The 20394-nt window shown below is 74.1% G+C and carries 15 protein-coding genes; 14 read left to right on the forward strand and 1 reads right to left on the reverse strand.

Annotated elements, in window-relative coordinates; translation table 11 throughout:
* The first annotated feature begins 95 nt into the window (after positions 1 to 95).
* Positions 96 to 1052, forward strand: a complete 957-nt coding sequence (locus ACI8AG_RS17065; RefSeq protein ID WP_456588886.1) for an FHA domain-containing protein — start codon at positions 96 to 98, stop codon at positions 1050 to 1052.
* 142 nt (positions 1053 to 1194) lie between these two features.
* Here the strand turns inward: ACI8AG_RS17065 and glgX are convergent, their stop codons facing one another.
* Positions 1195 to 3345: a glycogen debranching protein GlgX gene (glgX, locus tag ACI8AG_RS17070; protein WP_456597966.1), complete on the reverse strand. Its 2151-nt coding sequence runs from the start codon at positions 3343 to 3345 to the stop codon at positions 1195 to 1197.
* A 70-nt stretch (positions 3346 to 3415) separates the two neighbouring features.
* On the opposite strand from glgX, the gene ACI8AG_RS17075 reads away from it, so the two are divergent.
* From ACI8AG_RS17075 to ligA, 13 genes are all read left to right on the forward strand, one after another.
* Complete coding sequence (locus ACI8AG_RS17075; RefSeq protein WP_456597967.1) at positions 3416 to 4222, forward strand: ABC transporter ATP-binding protein; 807 nt, start codon at positions 3416 to 3418, stop codon at positions 4220 to 4222.
* Positions 4223 to 4298: 76 nt separating this feature from the next.
* Positions 4299 to 5078, forward strand: coding sequence for an enoyl-CoA hydratase/isomerase family protein (locus tag ACI8AG_RS17080; RefSeq protein WP_456588883.1), 780 nt, complete (start codon positions 4299 to 4301; stop codon positions 5076 to 5078).
* Between the two features lie 5 nt (positions 5079 to 5083).
* A complete protein-coding gene (cds1, locus tag ACI8AG_RS17085; RefSeq protein ID WP_456597968.1) occupies positions 5084 to 6181 on the forward strand; it encodes an L-cysteine desulfhydrase Cds1 in 1098 nt (365 codons plus the stop codon).
* A gap of 150 nt (positions 6182 to 6331) precedes the next feature.
* Positions 6332 to 7720 (forward strand): hemolysin family protein, encoded by a 1389-nt coding sequence (locus ACI8AG_RS17090; protein ID WP_456597969.1) that lies wholly within the window; start codon positions 6332 to 6334, stop codon positions 7718 to 7720.
* Complete coding sequence (locus ACI8AG_RS17095) at positions 7717 to 8736, forward strand: CNNM domain-containing protein (protein ID WP_456597970.1); 1020 nt, start codon at positions 7717 to 7719, stop codon at positions 8734 to 8736. Before ACI8AG_RS17090 ends, ACI8AG_RS17095 begins: the two co-directional genes overlap by 4 nt.
* A gap of 166 nt (positions 8737 to 8902) precedes the next feature.
* Entirely contained in the window at positions 8903 to 9682 is a 780-nt protein-coding gene (locus ACI8AG_RS17100; protein WP_456597971.1) for an electron transfer flavoprotein subunit beta/FixA family protein, read from the forward strand.
* Between the two features lie 33 nt (positions 9683 to 9715).
* On the forward strand, positions 9716 to 10678 hold the full coding sequence (locus ACI8AG_RS17105) for an electron transfer flavoprotein subunit alpha/FixB family protein (protein ID WP_456597972.1): 963 nt from the start codon (positions 9716 to 9718) through the stop codon (positions 10676 to 10678).
* A 179-nt stretch (positions 10679 to 10857) separates the two neighbouring features.
* Positions 10858 to 12258 carry an MFS transporter gene (locus ACI8AG_RS17110; RefSeq protein ID WP_456597973.1) on the forward strand — a complete coding sequence of 467 codons (1401 nt, stop codon included), beginning with the start codon at positions 10858 to 10860 and terminating at the stop codon, positions 12256 to 12258.
* Positions 12255 to 13460 carry a cysteine desulfurase family protein gene (locus tag ACI8AG_RS17115; protein ID WP_456597974.1) on the forward strand — a complete coding sequence of 402 codons (1206 nt, stop codon included), beginning with the start codon at positions 12255 to 12257 and terminating at the stop codon, positions 13458 to 13460. The genes ACI8AG_RS17110 and ACI8AG_RS17115 overlap by 4 nt, the downstream gene beginning before the upstream one ends.
* 2 nt (positions 13461 to 13462) lie before the next feature.
* Positions 13463 to 14566, forward strand: coding sequence for a tRNA 2-thiouridine(34) synthase MnmA (gene mnmA, locus ACI8AG_RS17120; RefSeq protein ID WP_456597998.1), 1104 nt, complete (start codon positions 13463 to 13465; stop codon positions 14564 to 14566).
* 131 nt (positions 14567 to 14697) lie between these two features.
* Positions 14698 to 16947 (forward strand): bifunctional metallophosphatase/5'-nucleotidase, encoded by a 2250-nt coding sequence (locus ACI8AG_RS17125; protein WP_456597975.1) that lies wholly within the window; start codon positions 14698 to 14700, stop codon positions 16945 to 16947.
* Between the two features lie 164 nt (positions 16948 to 17111).
* The gene (locus ACI8AG_RS17130) at positions 17112 to 18152 is read left to right on the forward strand and encodes a methionine synthase (protein WP_456597976.1); all 1041 of its coding nucleotides are present in this window, start codon (positions 17112 to 17114) and stop codon (positions 18150 to 18152) included.
* Between the two features lie 84 nt (positions 18153 to 18236).
* A complete protein-coding gene (gene ligA, locus ACI8AG_RS17135) occupies positions 18237 to 20375 on the forward strand; it encodes an NAD-dependent DNA ligase LigA (RefSeq protein ID WP_456597977.1) in 2139 nt (712 codons plus the stop codon).
* The last annotated feature ends 19 nt before the right edge of the window (positions 20376 to 20394 follow it).

Consider the following 20394-nt stretch of genomic DNA (forward strand, 5'->3'; position numbering starts at 1 on the left):
GTCGGCCCCAGCGACACCGTGTGACGTCGTGACGCCCCGGCGTGGCGTCGGCCCGCGCCCAGCCAGACCGCTCGCGGATCACTAGGCTGGACGCCATGCCCGACCGCTGTGAAGTCCTCCCCGGAGATGCCGTCGTCGCCCGCCGTGGCGGCGGCCTGCTGTGGGTCGACGCTCCCGGCTCGCCCGCCCTCGTGTCGGCCCTGCACGCCTGCCTGGGCGTGACGGGTCCCGGGGCCGACCGCGTCCTCGCCGCCGTCGCCGGTCAGCTGAGCTCCCTCGCCTCCGGCAGCGTGTCCTTCGCCCTCGTCGTCACCGCCGACGCCGGAACCGGTGTCGCGCTGTGGGCGGGCAAGGGGCAGCCGGCCGTCGACGGCGTCCCGGTCTCCGGGTCGTCGGTCGAGGGCGGCACGCTCGCGGCCGGCTTCTCGCTGGGGCAGTCGCTCTACGTGGGCCCGGGGCAGTCGGCGCCGCGCACCCCGCCGGGGGTGAGCTACGACCTGGTCGAGGGCACCGTGCCCGGCGGTGGCGCCACGCTGCACCTGGCCGGTGCGGCGCCGGTCGCCGCCGCGGCACCGGTGGCGGCGGCGCAGTCGTCGTTCTCTGCGGGCACGGACGCGGGCTTCGGCGCCGGCCGGGGCTCCTCGGCGGCGTCGGCCCGCCCCGACTCGGGGGAGCAGACCGCCTTCTGGCGGCCGGACCCCGCCGAGGCCACCCCGATCCTGCGGTTCGACGACGGCATGGTGGTCACCATCGACGAGGACCTCGTGCTCGGCCGGCGTCCCGACAACCACGAGATGGTCTCCAGCGGCTCGGCGCGTGCGGTGCCGATAGCCGACACCCAGAACGTGCTCTCCTCCGCCCACGCCGCGCTGACCCGCAACGGCCGCGAGGTCTCGCTGGTCGACCTCGGCTCGCTCAACGGCACCCACGTCGCCGGCCCCGAGGCCACCGAGTGGACCCAGCTGGAGCCGGGTGTGGCCCACCCGCTCTCCGACGGCGACCGCCTGCTGCTGGGCTGGACCGTCATCACCTTCGAGCAGCCGCAGGAGTAACTGCAGGGCGAACCACCGAGAGCCCCCGGTCACCAGGACCGGGGGCTCTCGTGCGTCGTGGGGGCCGCCCGACTGCGCAGTTGATGCAGCTCAGGACGGCGTGCCGCCGCGTGTCGGCGGCAACAACTGCGCAGTCGACGTCTCAGGGGCGGCGTTCGACGCGGAGCAGCCAGACGCAGCGGCCGGGCACCACCAGCGGCCCCGGGGCCACGAAGGTCGGCTCCGGCGGGGTGCCGCGGGCGTACTCGGTGGAGAGCACCAGCTCGTAGCCGTCGGCCCACGGCGGGCCGGGGAGCTCGACGGTCACCGGGTCGGGCCCGGCGTGCACCTGAACCAGGTAGGAGTCGTCGACCACCGGGTGGCCGTGCTCGTCGCGGTGCCGGATGCCGCGGCCGTCGAGGTACATGCCGACCGTCTGCAGCCCGGTGTCGAACCAGTGCCCGGTGGTGAGCTGACCTCCACCCGGGGCGAACCACGCCAGGTCGCGGGTGCCGCCGGTGCCGGCCAGCTCGTGCCCCTCGAAGAACGCCTCCTGCCGCAGCACCGGGGCGCCGCGCCGGAGCCGGACCAGCCGGGTGACGAAGGCGAGCAGGTCCTCGTCGGCGTTGTCCCAGTCCAGCCAGGAGATCTCGTTGTCCTGGCAGTAGGCGTTGTTGTTGCCCCCCTGCGTGCGGCCCAGCTCGTCACCGGCGGTGAGCATCGGCACCCCGGTGGACAGCAGCAGCGTGGCCAGGAGGTTGCGCACCTGGCGCGCGCGCAGGGCGAGCACCTCCGGGTCGTCGGTGGGCCCCTCGACGCCGCAGTTCCAGTTCCGGTTGTGGCTCTCGCCGTCCTGGTTCTCCTCGCCGTTGGCCTCGTTGCGCTTGTGCTCGTAGCTCACCAGGTCGGCGAGGGGGAAGCCGTCGTGCGCGGTGACGAAGTTGATGCTGGCGAACGGACGGCGGCCGTCGGAGCGGTAGAGGTCCGAGGAGCCGGTCAGCCGGTAGGCGAGGTCCCGCACCCCGACGTGGGCGCCCGCCCACACGTCCCGCACGGTGTCGCGGTACTTGCCGTTCCACTCCGTCCACGGGGGCGGGAAGTTGCCGACCTGGTAGCCGCCGGGGCCGATGTCCCACGGCTCGGCGATCAGCTTGACCTGGCTGACCACGGGGTCCTGGTGCACGACGTCGAAGAACGCCGACAGCCGGTCGACGTCGTGCATGGAGCGGGCCAGCGCGGAGGCGAGGTCGAAGCGGAAGCCGTCGACGTGCATCTCGGTCACCCAGTAGCGCAGGGAGTCCATGAGCAGCCCCAGGACCGCCGGCCGCCGCACGTCGAGGGTGTTGCCGCAGCCGGTGTAGTCGGTGTAACGGGCCGGGTTGCCGCCGTCGAGCCGGTAGTAGCCGGGGTTGTCGATGCCCTTGAACGACAGGGTCGGCCCGGTGTGGTCACCCTCGGCGGTGTGGTTGTAGACCACGTCGAGGATCACCTCGATACCGGCGGCGTGGAGCTCTTTCACCATCGTCTTGAACTCGGTCACCTGCCCGCCGCCGCTGCCGGAGGAGCTGTACGCGGCGTGCGGTGCGAAGTAGCCGAGCGTGTTGTAACCCCAGTAGTTGGTCAGCCCGCGGCGCAGCAGGTGCGGCTCGCTGACGAACTGGTGCACCGGCAGCAGCTCCACCGCCGTCACGCCGAGGGCCAGCAGGTGCTCGACGAACGCCGGGTGGGCGAGCCCGGCGTAGGTGCCGCGCAGGTGCGGCGGGACCCCGGGATGACGGGCGGTCGCGCCCTTGACGTGCACCTCGTAGATGACCGTGTCGGACCACGAGCGCCGCAGCGGGCGGTCCCCGTCCCAGGGGAACGGGTCGTGCACGACGACGCCGCGCGGCACGTACGGCGCGGAGTCCTGGTCGTCGGGGACGGCGGAGTCGGGGGCGCCGAACGGGTGGCCGAAGAGCGCGGTGTGCAGCCGGAGCTCGCCGTCGACGGCCCGCGCGTACGGGTCGAGCAGCAGCTTTGCCGGGTTGAACCGCTGCCCCGAGAACGGGTCGTAGCCACCGTGCACGCGGTAGCCGTAGCGCTGCCCGGGGCCGATGCCCGGGAGCCGGCCGTGCCAGACCTGGTGGGTGGTCTCCTCGAGCCGGTGCCGGTGCTCGGCGCCGTCGGGGTCGAACAGGCACAGGTCGACGGCGGAGGCGCCGGCCGACCACAGCGCGAAGTTCGTCCCGCGGCCGTCCCACACCGCGCCCAGGGGGGCGGGCGCGCCGGGCAGCACGTCGAGGAGCGGGTGGCCGGCGGCCGGGAGATCGGTCACCGGGCGATCGTGCCAAGTCCTCGCCCGGAGCGGGCGCACCGACCGCCGCGCCGCTTGGTTGGATGGGGGCGTGGCGAACCCTGACGCCCCCGAGGGGGCGGTCGTACGGATGACCGGGGTCGACGTCGTCCGGGGCCAGAACCACCTGCTCCGCGGCATCGACTGGGTGGTGGAGGAGGACCAGCGCTGGGTGGTGCTCGGCCCCAACGGGGCGGGGAAGACGACGCTCCTGCAGCTGGCGGCCGCGCAGCTGCACCCGACCCGCGGAGAGGTGCGGCTGCTGGGCGAGACGCTCGGGGCCGTCGACGTGTTCGAGCTGCGGCCCCGCATCGGGCTGACCAGCGCCTCGCTCGCCCAGCGGATCGCCCCGTCGGAGAGGACCGGCGACATCGTCGTGTCGGCCGGCTACGCCGTCGTCGGCCGCTGGCGGGAGCGCTACGACGTCCACGACCTGACCCGGGCCGGGATGCTCATGCAGCAGTGGGGGGTGGCCCAGTACGCGCACCGGCCCTTCGGCACGCTCAGCGAAGGTGAGCGCAAGCGGACCCAGATCGCCCGCGCGCTGATGCCCGATCCCGAGCTGCTGCTGCTCGACGAGCCCGGCGCCGGCCTCGACCTCGGCGGGCGCGAGGACCTGGTGGCCCGGCTGACGGACCTCGCGAAGTACCACTACGCGCCCGCGCAGGTGCTGGTCACGCACCACGTCGAGGAGATCCCGCCGGGCTACACCCACGCGCTGCTGCTGCGGGAGGGCGAGGTGGTGGCCTCCGGTGCGGCCGACGACGTCCTCACCGCCGGGCACCTGTCGGACACCTTCGGGCTCCCGCTCGAGCTGACCCGCACCGACGGCCGCTTCACCGCCCGCCGGGCTCGCTAGCAGAAGGACCCCCTCCTTCCCACCCCTCGCACGCTCGGGGCGGTGCCCTGGAGGGGGCCACGGATAGGCTCCCCGCATGCCCGAATTCGTGACCCTGCAGGTGGCCGACGGTGTCGGCACGATTCGGCTCGACCGGCCGAAGATGAACGCGATCGACGAGCAGCTGCACCTGGAGGTGCGGGCCGCGGCGCTGGAGGCCGGGCAGCGCGACGACGTGCGCGCCGTGGTCATCTACGGCGGGGAGCGGGTCTTCGCCGCCGGCGCCGACATCAAGGCGATGTCGCAGCTCGACGCCACCGGCATGACCGCGTGGGGCAAGGAGCTGCAGGACTCGTTCCGCGCGGTGGCGCGGATCCCGCGCCCCGTCATCGCCGCCGTCACCGGCTACGCGCTCGGCGGCGGCTACGAGCTGGCGCTGTGCGCCGACTTCCGCGTGCTGGGGGCGGGGGCGAAGATCGGCCAGCCCGAGATCCTGCTCGGCGTCATCCCGGGCGCCGGCGGCACCCAGCGCCTGGCCCGGCTGGTCGGCCCGGCGCGGGCCAAGGACCTGGTGTTCACCGGCCGCCACGTGGGTGCGGAGGAGGCCCTGGAGATGGGGCTCGCCGACGCCGTCGTCCCCGACGCCGAGGTGTACGACACCGCACTCGCCATGGCCCGCAAGCTCGCCGCCGGCCCGCCGCTGGCCCTGGCGGCGGCCAAGCGGGCGATCGACGAGGGCCTCGAGCTGCCGATCGAGCAGGGGCTGGACCTGGAGAGCCGGCTGTTCGCCGAGCTGTTCGACACCGAGGACCAGAAGTCCGGGATGCGCTCCTTCCTGGAGAACGGTCCGGGCAAGGCCGAGTTCACCGGCCGCTGACCCCCGTGGACGCCGTCCTCGACCGGTCCGACCCAGGCGGCCGGGCGTGGGTCGACCGCGCCGTCTCGGCCGTCGAGGCCGACGCGCGGCGCAGCGCGGACACCCACCTGCTGGTCTACCCGCTGCCGCCCGAGTGGGGGGTCGACCTCTACCTCAAGGACGAGTCCACCCACCCGACCGGCAGCCTCAAGCACCGGCTGGCCCGGTCGCTGTTCCTCTACGGGCTGTGCTCGGGGCAGATCACCGAGGGCAGCACGGTGGTGGAGGCCTCCAGCGGGTCGACGGCGGTGAGCGAGGCCTACTTCGCCCGGATGCTCGGCCTGCCCTTCATCGCGGTGATGCCGCGGTCCACCAGCCCGGAGAAGGTGGCGCTCATCGAGTTCCACGGAGGGCGGTGCCACTTCGTCGACCGGGCCCCGGAGATGTACGACGAGGCCCGCCGGCTCGCCGACGAGTGCGGGGGGCACTACCTCGACCAGTTCACCTACGCCGAACGCGCCACCGACTGGCGCGGCAACAACAACATCGCCGAGTCGATCTTCGAGCAGCTCGCCGCCGAGCGGCACCCGGTGCCGGAGTGGGTCGTGGTCGGGGCCGGCACCGGCGGGACCAGCGCCACCATCGGCCGGTACCTCCGGTTCCGGCGGCACCCGACCCGGCTGGCCGTGGTCGACCCGGAGAACTCCGCCTTCTTCCCCGGGTACGCGGCCGGCGAGCCGGGCTGGACGACGGGGACGCCGTCGCGCATCGAGGGCATCGGGCGGCCGCGCGTGGAGCCCTCGTTCGTGCCGACCATCGTCGACCGGATGATCGCGGTGCCCGACGCGGCGTCGCTGGCCGCGATGCGGCACCTGGAGCAGGTCACCGGACGCCGGGCGGGGGGTTCGACGGGCACCAACCTGTGGGGCGCCTTCGGGCTGGTCGCCGAGATGGTCGCCGCCGGGCGGCAGGGGAGCGTGGTGACCCTGCTGTGCGACGGCGGGGAGCGGTACGCGCGCACCTACTACTCCGACGACTGGGTCGCGGCGCAGGGGCTGGACCTCGCCCCGTACGCCGAGATCCTCCGGCGGTTCGCCGCGACGGGGGAGTGGCCCCCGGCCTGAGCGGCTCGGTCGCGGAACGCTCGGGGCCCGCGCACCGTTGGGCGGTCGCGGAGGCGTCGCCCGCCCCCACCGGCCCACGAAGAGAGACATGAGTACGAGTCACAGACGCCCGGCCGCGCCCCCCGGATCCGACGAGGGGGTTCGCGGCCGGTGACCGAGGTCCTCACCCTCCTGACCGGCGTGCTCGTCGTCTTCGGCATCACCGTCGTCACGGGCTACTTCGTGGCGCAGGAATTCGCCTACATGGCGGTCGACCGGTCGGAGCTCACCGCCCTGGCGGCGGACGGTGACTCCGCCGCCGAGCAGGCGCTGACCGTGACCCGTCGCACCTCCTTCATGCTCTCGGGCGCCCAGCTGGGCATCACCGTGACCGGGCTCCTCGTCGGCTACGTCGCCGAGCCCTTGATCGGGCGGTCCCTCGGCACGCTGCTCGGCGGCATCGGCATCCCCGCCGCGGTGTCGGTGGGCATCGGCGCGGTGCTCGCGCTGCTGTTCTCCACGGTCGTGCAGATGCTGTTCGGCGAGCTCTTCCCGAAGAACCTCGCCATCGCCCGGCCCCAGCCCGTCGCCCGGTGGCTGGCCCGGTCGACCGTCCTCTACCTGACCGTCTTCGGCTGGCTGATCCGGGTCTTCGACGCCGCATCGAACCTGCTGCTGAAGGCGCTGCGCATCGAGCCGGTGCACGACGTCGAGCAGGCCGCGACCGCGCGCGACCTCGAGCACATCGTGGAGGACTCACGGGAGAGCGGGGACCTGCCGGCGGAGCTGTCGATGATGCTCGACCGCATCCTCGACTTCCCCGGCCGGGACGCCGGGCACGCGATGACCCCCCGCCCGCGGGTGGACACGGTGACCGATGCCGACACCATCGGCCAGTTGCGCACGCTCATGGCGCAGGGGCATTCCCGGTACCCGGTGCTGGCGGGCGACACCTACGACGTCGTCGGCGTGGTGCACCTGGTCGACCTGCTGACCACCACGGCGCCCGACAGCGCGCCCGTCACCACGATCGCCCGGCCCCCGCTGACCGTCTCCACGTTCAGCCCGCTGCCCGACACGCTGCTGCTGCTCGGGCAGACCGACGACCGGCTGGCCTGCGTCATCGACGAGTACGGCGGCTTCGCCGGTGTCATCACCGTCGAGGACCTGGCCGAGGAGCTCGTCGGTGAGATCACCGACGAGCACGACGCCGAGCACTCGGGGTACGTCCCGGTCGAGGGCGACGGCGTGTGGGAGATGCCGGGCGACGTGCACGTCGACGAGGTGGAGCGGGCGCTGGGCGCCGACCTGCCGCGGGGCGACTTCGAGACGATCGCCGGCCTGGTCATCGCCGTCCACGGAGCCTTTCCCGAACCCGGCACCCGGCTGGAGGTCGAGCTGCCGCCCGACCTCGCCGATCTGGTCGCCGACGGCGCCCCCGCCCCCCGGCAGCTGCGCCTCAAGGTGCTGGCGGTCGAACGCCACGTCCCGTCGTGGGTACGCCTCGAGCTGCCCCGCCGGGTCGAGGCCCCCACCGCGACCGAGGAGGCCGGCCGGTGAGCGGCAGCCCCTGGGTCGTGCTGCCCGCGACGGTGGTCATCGTCGCGCTCAGCGCCTTCTTTGTGGCGGTCGAGTTCGCCGCCCTGGCGGCCAAGCGGCACCGCCTGGAGGACGCGGCCGCCGGCAGCCGCTCCGCCCGGGCCGCGCTGCGGAGCTCCTCGGAGCTGACGCTGCTGCTGGCCGGCTCGCAGCTGGGCATCACCGCCGCGACCCTCGCGCTCGGTGCGATCAGCAAGCCCGCCGTGCACCACTGGCTGACCCCGGTGTTCGAGGCCTGGGGACTGCCGCCTGTCGCCGCCGACGTCGTGGGCTTCGTCCTGGCGCTGGTCGTGGTCACGTTCGTGCACCTGGTGGTGGGGGAGATGGCCCCGAAGTCGTGGGCGATCGCCCACCCGGAGCGCTCCGCGACCATGCTCGCGCTGCCCATGCGGGCGTTCATGGCGGTGTTCCGTCCGCTGCTGCGCGTCCTCAACTCGGCGGCGAACGTCCTGGTGCGCAGCGTCGGCGTCGAACCGGCGAACGGGGTCGCAGCCGGTCACGGCTCCGCAGCGTTGCGGCACCTGGTGGAGCACTCGGTGGACGTCGGCGCCCTCGACGCACGGTTCTCGGGCCAGCTCTCCAGCGCCCTGGAGCTCGAGCGCCTCACCGTCGGCGAGCTCGTCCGTCCCGGCGCCCCGCTGGTGGCCGTGGGGGTGCACGGGACCGCCGGTGAGGTGCGCGAAGCCACCCGGACGACCGGGCACCTGCGGATCCTGGTCGACGACGGAGCGGGGATCGCCGGCGTCGTGCACGTCCGCGACACCCTCTCGGCACCGGACGACGCTCCCGCCGAGCAGTTCGCGCGCCCCGTCTTCCGCCTCGACGCGGACACCACCGTCCACGCGGCGTTGACCGCGATGCGGGAGACCAGGAACCACCTCGCGCTGGCGACTCACGCCGGCGCCGTGATCGGCGTCATCACGCTGGCCGACGTGCTGCGCCGGTTGCTGCCGGAGCCGTCGGGGGCGGCGACCTGACCTTGCCTGCGTCCTGCCGGCCCGCGGGACGCGGGGGAGGTCGCCGTGACGTGCCTCACCGGCCCCTCGTGCCGCAGCAGCGTTACTGCGCAGTAGCCTCCATGATCGGAGCCAGGCGGGTCACCGTGCCCGCGTCTTGAACGCGTCCTGAGGAAGGTTCAGCGCGATGAACATCGTCGTTCTTGTCAAGCAGGTCCCGGACTCGGGAAGTGAGCGGAAGCTGGACCCGGCCGACAACACCGTCGCCCGGGCGTCCGCGGACAACGTGATCAACGAGATGGACGAGTACGCCATCGAGGAGGCGCTCACCATCAAGGAGGCGCAGGGCGGGGAGGTCACCGTCCTCACCGTCGGCCCCGACGACGCCACGGACGCCATCCGCAAGGCGCTGTCCATGGGCGCCGACAAGGCCGTCCACGTCAGCGACGAGGCGATCCACGGCTCGGACGCCTCGCAGATCAGCGCCGTCCTGGCCGCCGCCCTGCAGCAGCTCGAGTACGACCTGGTGATGTGCGGGGCCGAGGCCACCGACAGCCAGATGAGCGTCATGCCCGCCCTGCTGGCCGAGCGCCTGGGAATCCCGCAGCTCTCCGGGGCCCGCAAGGTCACCATCGACGGCGGCACCGCCAAGGTCGAGCGGCAGACCGACGGCGGCTACTGGGCCCTCGAGGCTCCGCTGCCGGCGATCATCTCCACCTGGGACACCATCAACGAGCCTCGCTACCCCTCGTTCAAGGGGATCATGGCCGCGAAGAAGAAGCCGGTCGAGACCAGGACCCTGGCCGACCTCGGCGTCGACGCCTCCACGGTGGGCCTGGCCAACGCCACCACCCAGGTGCTCGACTTCGCCGGCCGCCCGCCCAAGGGCGAGGGCGTCAAGGTTCCCGACGAGGGCGACGGCGCGCAGAAGTTCGTCGACTTCCTCGCCAGCCAGAAGATCGTCTGAGCCCGGCCCGGATCGAAGGAAGAGGAGAAAATCATGGCAGAGGTCCTGGTCCTGGCCGAGCTGAACCCGGCCGGCGGCGGCGTCCGCAAGACCACCCTGGAGGCCCTCACCGCGGCCCGCGCGCTCGGTGAGCCCTCGGCCGTCGTCCTCGGCGCCCCCGGCACCGCGGCCGGCGTGCGCGACCAGCTCGCCGAGTACGGCGCGGCCACCGTCTACGTGGCCGAGTCGGCCGACATCGACGACTACCTCGTGGCCCCCAAGGCCGAGGTGCTGGCCCAGCTGGTGGGCGAGAAGTCGCCGGCCGCCGTCGTCATCCCGTCCTCCCCGGAGGGCAAGGAGATCGCCGCGCGCCTGGCCGTCAAGACCGGCAGCGGCTTCCTGACCGACGTCACCGAGATCGCCGCCGACGGCACCGCGACCCAGGCCGCGTTCGCCGGGGCGACGATCGTCCACTCGAAGGTCACCACCGGCACGCCGATCTACACCCTGCGCGGCAACTCGGTCACCCCCGAGCCGGCTCCGGCCGCCGGCGCCGAGCAGCCCGTGTCGGTGTCGATCAGCGACGCGGCCAAGCAGGTCCGGGTCGTCGAGCGCGTCGTCGAGCAGAAGAGCAACCGCCCCGAGCTCACCGAGGCCTCTATCGTCGTCTCCGGTGGTCGCGGTGTGGCCAGCGCCGAGAACTTCTCGATCATCGAGGCCCTGGCCGACTCGCTGGGCGGCGCCGTCGGCGCCTCCCGCGCCGCGGTGGACTCCGGTTTCTACCCGCACAGCTTCCAGGTGGGGCAGACCGGCAAGACCGTCTCGCCGCAGCTGTACGTGGCGGTCGGCATCTCGGGTGCGATCCAGCACCGCGCCGGCATGCAGACCTCGAAGACCATCGTGGCCATCAACAAGGACCCCGAGGCCCCGATCTTCGAGCTGGCCGACTTCGGTGTCATCGGCGACCTGAACACGGTCGTGCCGCAGGCCACCGAGCAGATCAACGCCCGCAAGTGAAGGACCCCGTCCTCCTCACGCCTCGCTCCGCTCGGCGTGAGCCTCTGGACGGGGCCGGCCGCGCGGACTGAACCCGCAAGGCTTGAACAACCGGTCGAGCGCCGATCCCTCCGGGGGTCGGCGCTCGACTTGTGTCGGGGGACGGGAAGCAGCCGGGGGCGCGGATGGTTGGGCACGGCGTGGAGACCGGAGCGCCCCCGACGCTGTTCGACCGGGCGCACCGGCTGACCACCGCCGGGCTGCTGATGCTGGTCACCTTCGTCGCCTTCGAGGCGATGGCGGTGGCGACGGCGATGCCGACCGCGGTCCGGGAGCTCGACGGGCTCGCCTGGTACGCGTGGCCGTTCAGCGCCTTCCTCGTCGCCTCCGTCGTCGGGATGGTGCTCGGCGGTGACCTGGGTGACCGCCGCGGGTCCCGGGTCGCGCTGCTGACCGGTGTGGCGGTGTTCGCGGCGGGGCTGCTCGCCGCCGGCGTCTCGGGGCACATGGCGGTGTTCGTCGCGGCGCGGGCGCTGCAGGGGGTCGGCGGCGGCGTCATCGCCGTCTCGCTGTACGTGGTGGCCGGTCAGGCGTTCGCCCCCGGCCTGCGGCCCCGGCTGTTCGGCGCGTTCGCCGCGGCCTGGGTGCTGCCGGCGCTGATCGGCCCGGTCGTCGCCGGGCTGCTCACCACCCACCTCACCTGGCGGCTGGTCTTCCTCGGGCTGCTGCCGCTCATCCTCCTCGGCCTCGGCCTGGTGCTGCCCGCGGTCCGCGCGCTGGCCCGGCCGGCCGCGGCCGCCGCCCCCGCGTCCGCCCGCCGCTGGTGGGCGCTGCTGGCCGGCGTGGGCATCGGGGCGCTGCAGTACGCCGGGCAGCGCCTGGACCTCCTGGCGGCCGGGCTGGCCGTCGCCGGGCTGCTGGCACTGGTCCTCGGCCTCCGCCCGCTGCTGCCCGCGGGCACCGCCGTCGCCCGACCGGGGCTGCCCGCGGTGGTCGCCGGGCGCGGCCTGCTGGCCGGCGCCTTCTTCGGCATGGACGCCCTGCTCCCGCTGGCCCTCACCGAGCTGCACGGGTACTCCGCCACCGCCGCGGGGATCCCGCTCACCGCCGGCGCCCTGGGCTGGGCCACCGCCTCGCAGCTGCAGGGGCGCAACGCGCACTGGTCGCGGGTGCGCCTGCTGCGGCTCGGGTTCGTGGTCCTGACCGCAGGGCTGCTGGCCACCGCGGCCATCGCCGTCCCGGGGATCGGCGGCTGGCCGGCGTACGCGAGCTGGGCGGTGGCGGGGCTCGGCATGGGGCTGGGCATGCCCAGCCTCAGCGTCCTGCTGCTGGACCGCTCGTCCGACGCCACCCGCGGCGCGGACTCCGCGGCCTTCCAGATCGCCGACGTCACCGGAGCCGCGCTCTGCGTCGGCGTGGTCGGGGTCCTCGTCGCCGTTGCGGTCACCGGGGCGCTGACGCTGCCGCTGGCGGTCGTGGCCGGGGTGGTCGTGCTGTCGGCCGTCGCGGTCACCGGCGCGGTGCTCGCCCCGCGTGCGGGTGGTTCCCCGACGGCGACAGCGGCTGCGGCCGTTCCCGCGACTACCCTGAGCGCGTCATGACGTACTCCGAGCCGGTCTACCTCGACCACGCGGCGACCACGCCGATGCTGCCCGAGGTGCTCGCCGCGATGACCGAGCAGCTCGGCCGCGTGGGCAACGCCTCGTCGCTGCACGCGAGCGGCAGGGCCGCGCGCCGCGCCGCCGAGCAGGCCCGCGAGCGGCTGGCCGAGGCGCTGGGTGCCCGGCCCTCGGAGGTGCTGTTCACCGGCGGTGGCACGGAGAGCGACAACCTCGCGATCAAGGGGCTGTTCTGGGCCCGGCGCGAGGCCGACTCCCGCCGTCGCCGGATCGTGGTCAGCCCGGCCGAGCACCACGCCGTCCTGGACAGCGTCGAGTGGCTGGCCAAGCACGAGGGCGCCGAGGTCACCTGGCTGCCGGTCGAGCCGACGGGCCGGGTCACCCCGCAGGCGCTCGCCGAGGCGCTCGGCGACGGCAGCGACGTCGCGGTCGCCAGCGTCATGTGGGCCAACAACGAGATCGGCACCGTCAGCGACGTCGCTGCGCTCGCGGCCACCGCGCACGACGTCGGCGTCCCCTTCCACACCGACGCGGTGCAGGCCGTCGGGCAGGTGCTGGTCGACTTCGGCGCCAGCGGGGTCGACGCGCTCACGATGACCGGGCACAAGCTGGGCGGGCCCATGGGCGCCGGCGCCCTCCTGCTGCGCCGCGACGCCGAGTGCACGCCGCTGCTGCACGGAGGAGGCCAGGAGCGCGACGTCCGCTCCGGCACCCTCGACGTCGCCGCCATCGTCGGGCTGGCAGTGGCCGCGCACACGGCGGTGCAGGGCCGCGTCGAGCGGGTCGCCGGCCTGGCCCGGCTGCGCGACCGGCTGGTGGCCGGCGTCGCCGCGCAGGTGCCCGACGCGCAGCTCAACGGTGCCCCGCTCGACGACGTGGTGCGCTCCGGCCCCGGCCGGTTGCCCGGCAACGCCCACCTGTCCTTCCCCGGCGCCGAGGGCGACGCGCTCCTCATGCTGCTGGACGCCCGCGGCATCGAGTGCTCGACCGGGTCGGCGTGCAGCGCCGGGGTGGCCCGTCCGAGCCACGTCCTGCTGGCCGTGGGCGCCGACCCCGACCGGGCCCGCAGCTCGCTGCGGTTCAGCCTCGGGCACACCAGCACCGACGACGACGTCGACGCCCTGCTCGAGGTGATCGCCCCGGTGGTCGAGCGCGCCCGGCGGGCCGGGACGGGACGCCGGTGAGGGTGCTCGCCGCGATGAGCGGGGGAGTGGACTCCGCCGTCGCCGCGGCGCTCGCCGTCGATGCCGGCCACGACGTCACCGGGGTGCACCTCGCGCTCTCCCCGGACCGGCAGACGCTGCGCAGCGGGGCGCGGGGGTGCTGCAGCGTCGAGGACTCCCACGACGCGCGGCGGGTCGCCGACGAGCTCGGCATCCCGTTCTACGTCTGGGACATGGCCGAGCGGTTCACCGAGGACGTGGTCGAGGACTTCGTGGCCGAGTACGCCGCCGGTCGCACGCCGAACCCCTGCCTCCGCTGCAACGAGAAGATCAAGTTCTCCGCCGTCCTGGACCGGGCGCGGGCGCTCGGTTTCGACGCCGTCGTCACCGGCCACCACGCGCGGCTGGCCGACGGCGAGCTGCGGCGGTCGGTCGACGCCGCGAAGGACCAGTCCTACGTGCTCGGGGTGCTGACCGCGGAGCAGCTGGCCGCGGCGATGTTCCCGCTGGGGGGCATGACGAAGGACCGCGTGCGGGAGATCGCGGCGGAGCGGGGCTTCGCCGTCGCCACCAAGGCGGACTCGCACGACATCTGCTTCATCCCGGACGGCGACACCCGCGGGTTCCTCGCCCGCCGGCTGGGCAGCCGCCCCGGCCCCGTGGTCGACGCCGCCACCGGCGCGACCGTCGGCGAGCACGACGGCACCTACGGCTTCACCGTCGGCCAGCGGCGCGGCCTCGGGGTGAGCGCCGGTGACTCGCGCCCCCGCTACGTGCTCGGGATCGAGCCGGTCACCCGGACGGTGACCATCGGCACCGCCGACCTCGCCGGCGTGGGACTGGTCGTCACCGGCGCTCCGACGTGGACCGGGGAGCCGCCGGTGCCGCCGTTCCGGGCGGAGGTGCAGCTGCGCGCGCACGGCACGCCCGTGCCCTGCGCGGTGACCGCCGACGAGACCGGCGGGCTGCGGATCCTGCTCGACGCCGAGCAGCGCGGGGTGGCCGCCGGGCAGTCGGCGGTGCTCTACGAACCCGACGCCGAACGTGGTGACCGGGTCCTGGGACAGGCCGCGATCCGAACCGCCGGTGAACGAGGAGGGACGGTTCGTCACGGGGCCTTGGCATGAGCCGGGCCGCCCGCTAGCTTTCTGGCGAACCGTCTCCCCGAGCGCGAGCGCGCAGCTCGACTCCGTCCACCGAACCCGCAGGCCGTCCCTCCCGGCGGTCTGGTCCCGCACGCCCTTCTGGAGGACCTCCCGTGCGCAGAACGCGCCTCTCCCTGACCGCCACCCTGGCGGCGTCGGCCGTGGTGGTGGGCCTGCCGGCCGTGGCCTCGGCCGCCCCCGTTCCGGACCGCTACGCCGACGTCCCGATCCAGCTCCTCGCGATCAACGACTTCCACGGCCGGATCTCCGAGACCACGGGCAGCGACGCGACGCTGGTCACCGGTGAGGGCCCCGGCCCCGACGGCGTCGCCGGCACCGCCGACGACGGCACCGTCCTGGTCGGCGGCGCCGCGAGCCTGGCGAGCACCGTCGAGGAGACCCGGGCCGCGTTCGTGCAGTCCGGCGGGAACGCCGACTCGTCGCTCTTCGTCAGCACCGGCGACCTGATCGGCGCCTCGCCGTTCGACTCCAGCGTCTTCCAGGACGAGCCGACGATCGAGGTCTTCAACGCCCTCGGTCTGGACGTCTCGGTCGTGGGCAACCACGAGTTCGACCGCGGCACCGACGAGCTGCGCCGCATCTCGGCGGCCACCGACGGCACGTTCACCGACGACGTCGAGGCCTGCGAGGGCGTCGAGGCCGGGGTGACCGGCTGCTTCGAGGACAGCACCGGGAACGCGTTCCGCGGCGCCGACTTCCCCTACCTGGCGGCCAACGTCTACGCCAAGGGCACGGACCAGCCGATCCTGCCCCCGTACCAGGTCTTCGACGTGGCCGGCGGTAAGAAGATCGCCCTCATCGGTGTGGTCACCGACACCACCCCGACCATCGTCTCCCCGACCGGCATCGCCGACGTCGACTTCGGCGACGAGGCCGAGGCGGTCAACCGCTGGGTCCCCGAGCTGCGGGAGCAGGGCATCGAGGCCATCGGCGTGCTCCTGCACGAGGGCGGGGAGAACACCGGCGAGGACGCGGCCGACTTCAACGGCTGCGACGAGCTGACCGGCCCGGTCGTCGACATCAACGACCGGGTCTCCCCGGCCGTCGACCTGATCGTCAGCTCGCACAGCCACGCGAGCTACTCCTGCCTGGTGGCCGACCCCGCCGGCCAGCCGCGGCTGATCACCCAGGCCGGCTCCTACGGCCGCCTGGTCAGCGACATCCGGCTGACGCTGGACGGCCGCACCGGTGACGTGCAGCGAGGGTGCGACTACCGGGCGGCGAACGTCCCGGTGCTGCGCGACAACCCGGACGCCGAGATCGCGGGGATCGTGGAGTACTGGGACGAGCGGTCCGCCGAGGCGGGTGACCGCGTCGTCGGCACCGCCAGCGAGGACATCCGCCGCGCCGGCACCTGGACCACCGACCCGACGACGGGGCAGCCGGTGTTCCGCCCCGTCCGGGACGGCGAGTCCAGCCTGGGCAACCTGGTGGCGCAGATGCAGCTGGAGGCGCTGCAGGGCGACCCCGCCTACGGCGACCCCGTGCTGGCGTTCATGAACCCCGGTGGCCTCCGCGCCGACATCGAGGCCGGCGAGGTCACCTACGCCGAGCTGTTCACCGTGCAGCCGTTCGGCAACACGGTCAACGCGATCACCCTGACCGGCGCTGACATCCGGGCGGTGCTGGAGCAGCAGTTCCAGTCCGACCAGCCGCGTGCGAGCACCCTGCGGCTGGGCACCTCGGAGGGCTTCTCCTACCGCTTCGACACCGCCAACCCCTACGGGCAGCGGGTCGACCCGGCGTCGATCACCCTGGACCCCGACGGCTCGGGCCCGCTGCCGGCCGAGGTCGTCGACCCCGCGGCCAGCTACCGGGTGGCGGCGAACTCCTTCCTGATCGCCGGCGGCGACTCCTTCACCGCCTTCACCAACGGGACGGATCCCGCCACCGGTCCGGTCGACGTCGAGACCGCCGTCGCCTACTTCGAGGCGGCGTCCGGTCCGGTCGCCCCGCCGGCGGCCGACCACGGCCAGCCGGGCAGCTTCCCCCTCCCGCCGGTGGCCACCGGTCTCAGCGGCACCGACGCCCCGGCGCAGCCGCCGGCGGTCGCCGACGGCACCAGCGCCGTGGCCGGCCCGTGCGACGCCACGGCCATCCTCTCCACGGCCACCCCGGACCGCGGCGACGTGATCTCGGTGACCGTGGCGGACTTCGGCCCCCGCGAGAAGGTGACCGCGGTGCTGTCCGACGGGCGCCGCCTGGCCGAGGGCCGGACCGATGCGCAGGGCACCGCCACGATCCGCTTCCCGGTGCCCAAGCGGGCTCCGGCCGGCGGGTACACGGTGACGGTGACCGGCACCTCGGGTGAGTGGGCGACGACCACCTTCACGCTCGGCTGAGCCGCCGCGCCGACCGAGCACGCTGACCGGAGGCCGGTTCCCGCACCGCGGGGGCCGGCCTCCGGCGTGTCGGCGAAGCCCAGCGGGACCGTTGATCGCCGGTCCACCGGCTCATCCCCGGCCTGCTGAACCGGCGCTCCGGGCGACGGGCTACCGTCGCCGCCGTGGTCTCCCCGCTCGACCCCGCCCATCCCGCCCCGGGGGCTGCCGACGGCGCCCAGCCGGCCGGTCCGCCCTGGGGCCCCGCCACCGGTGTGGGATCCCTGCCGGGCAGCGACCCGGCCGAGGCGGCGCGCACGGTGGTGGGGGAGCTGCCGGGGTTCGCCCACCTCCCCGAGCTGCCCGGCCGGGGCCCCGGGGCCGACATGCTCGGGCGCACCGCGGCGCTGCTGGTCGGCCTCGCGGTCGACCTCACCCCCTCGGGCTGGCGGCTGGTGCCGCGGCCCGGGATGGACCAGCAGCGGGCCGAGGAGTTCCTCGCCCGGGACCTCGACGCGCTGCACGACGTGGCCGAGGACTGGACGGGGCCGTTCAAGGTGCAGGCCACCGGGCCGTGGACCCTCGCCGCGGGGCTGGAGCGCACCCGGGGGGACCGGGCGGTGGTCGATCCCGGGGCGCGGCGCGATCTGGGTCAGTCGCTGGCCGAGGGGCTCTCCGCGCACGTGGCGGCCGTGCAGAACCGGCTCCCCGGTGCACGGATCGTGGTCCAGCTCGACGAGCCGTCGGTTCCCGCGGTGCTCCAGGGCGGGCTGCCGACGATCAGCGGTTTCGGGAAGCTGCCGGCGGTCGCCGCCGACGTCGTCGAGCAGGAGCTGGCCGCCGTCCTGCGGGCGCTGCCCGGCCCCGTGGTGGTGCACTGCTGCGCGCCGCGCATGCCGCTCACCCTGTTCCGCGCGGCCGGCGCGGCCGGCCTCTCGTTCGACCTGGGCCTGGTCCAGGACCTCGACGCGGTGGGTGAGGCGGTCGACGCCGGGGTGCACCTGCTGCCGGGCGTCGTGCCGGGCACCGACACCGCGCTGCCGGCCCCGAAGGCGACGGCGTCGCGGGTGCAGGCCTGGTGGAGCGAGCTGGGGTTCGCCGCCGAACGGCTGCCCGGGGCGGTGACGCTCACCCCCGCCTGCGGACTCGCGGGGGCGACGCAGTCCTACGCCCGCGCCGCGATGCGCCAGGTGCGCGAGGCCGCGAAGTACCTGCTGCCCGGGTAGCGCGAGAGACCTGCCACCGGGAGCACCGCGCCACGAGCGGGTGAGCCCCGGTTGACCGTCGTACCCGCCGGATACCGTTCGCCCGTGAGCACCGACGCCGACCTCGTCGAACCGTCCGTCACCCCGGTGGCCGACCGGGAGGACCTCACCGAGGTCCCCGACGACGTCCGCACGCGCCACCGCGACCTCTCCGAGGAGCTGGACCGGTACGCCTTCGCGTACTACGTGCGCGACGAGCCGCTGATCAGCGACGGTCAGTACGACGAGCTGATGGCTGAGCTCAAGGCGATCGAGGCCGCACACCCGGCCCTGGTCACCCCGGACTCGCCCAGCCAGAAGGTCAACGGCGGCTTCGCCGCGACCTTCGCCCCGGTGCAGCACCTGGAGCGCATGCAGAGCCTGGACAACGCCTTCAGCAGCGACGAGCTGTCGGCCTGGGCGGCGCGCGCCGAGCGGGAGGGCGCGGCGGAGGCGAGCTACCTGTGCGAGCTGAAGGTCGACGGGGTCGCCGTCGACCTGGTCTACGAGCGGGGCCGCCTGGTCCGGGCCGCCACCCGGGGCGACGGGGTGACCGGCGAGGACGTCACCGCCAACGTGCGCACGATGGACGACGTCCCCCAGCAGCTCACCGGCGACGACGTCCCGGAGTTGCTGGAGGTCCGCGGCGAGATCTACTTCCCCGTCGCCGCGTTCGCCGACGTGAACGCCGCCATGGTGGAGCAGGGCAAGCCGCCGTTCGCCAACCCGCGCAACGCCGCGGCTGGCTCGCTGCGGCAGAAGGACCCGAAGGTCACCGCGTCCCGCCCGCTGCGGATGGTTGTCCACGGGCTGGGCGCCCGCACGGGCTTCGAGCCGGAGCGGCAGTCGGCGGCCTACGAGGGCCTGCGCGCGCTGGGGCTGCCGGTGAGCGACCGCTTCGAGGTCGTCCCCGATCTCGAGGGCGTGTGGGCCTACATCGAGCGCTACCGCGAGCAGCGCCACGCGGTGGAGCACGAGATCGACGGCGTCGTGGTGAAGGTGGACCAGGTCGCGCTGCAGCGTCGGCTGGGGTCGACCTCCCGGGCGCCGCGGTGGGCGATCGCGTTCAAGTACCCGCCGGAGGAGGCGACGACGAAGCTCCTGGACATCCGGGTCAACGTCGGGCGCACCGGCCGGGTGACGCCGTTCGCCTTCATGGAGCCGGTGAAGGTGGCCGGGTCCACGGTGCAGCTGGCCACCCTGCACAACGCCAGCGAGGTGAAGCGCAAGGGCGTGCTGATCGGCGACACGGTCGTCATCCGCAAGGCCGGTGACGTGATCCCCGAGGTGCTGGGCCCGGTCGTCGCGGCCCGTACCGGCGACGAGCGCGAGTTCGTCATGCCGACCCACTGCCCCGAGTGCGGCACGGAGCTGCGGCCGGAGAAGGAGGGGGACGCCGACATCCGCTGCCCCAACGCCCGGTCCTGCCCGGCGCAGCTGCGGGAACGGGTCTTCCACGTGGCGGGGCGTGGCGCCTTCGACATCGAGAACCTCGGCTACGAGGCGGCGGTCGCACTGCTGCAGAGCCGGCTGCTCACCGACGAGGGCGATCTGTTCTTCCTCGACGAGGAGCAGCTGCAGCGCTCGCCGTTCTTCACGCGGAAGAACGGCACCCTGTCGGCCAACGGCGCCAAGCTGCTGACCAATCTGCAGGCCCGCAAGGACGTGCCGCTGTGGCGGGTGCTCGTCGCGCTGTCGATCCGGCACGTGGGGCCCACCGCCGCGCAGGCGCTGGCTCGCGACTTCCGGTCGATGGACCGCATCATCGCCGCCACGGAGGAGGAGCTGGCCGCCGCCGACGGCGTGGGTCCGACGATCGCGAGGTCGGTGCGCGACTGGTTCGCCGTCGATTGGCACCGCGACGTCGTGGAGAAGTGGCGGCAGGCCGGGGTGCGCATGGCCGACGCGGCCGAGGACGCACCCCCGGGACCGCTGACCGGCGTCACCGTGGTCGTCACCGGGTCGCTGCGCGACTTCAGCCGCGACCAGGCGATCGCGGCGATCCAGGAGCGGGGCGGCAAGGTGACCGGTTCGGTGTCGAAGAAGACCGGCTTCGTCGTCGTGGGCGCCGACCCGGGCAGCAAGTACGACAAGGCGGTGCAGGTGAAGGCGCCGATCCTGGACGACGACGCCTTCCAGGTGCTGCTGGAGCAGGGGCCGGACGCCGCCCGCGAGGTCGCGACGATCGGCGACGGCAGCGAGTAGCCCCGCGGCCGGGTGCGCC

The sequence above is a fragment of the Blastococcus sp. SYSU DS0552 genome (assembly GCF_054050815.1).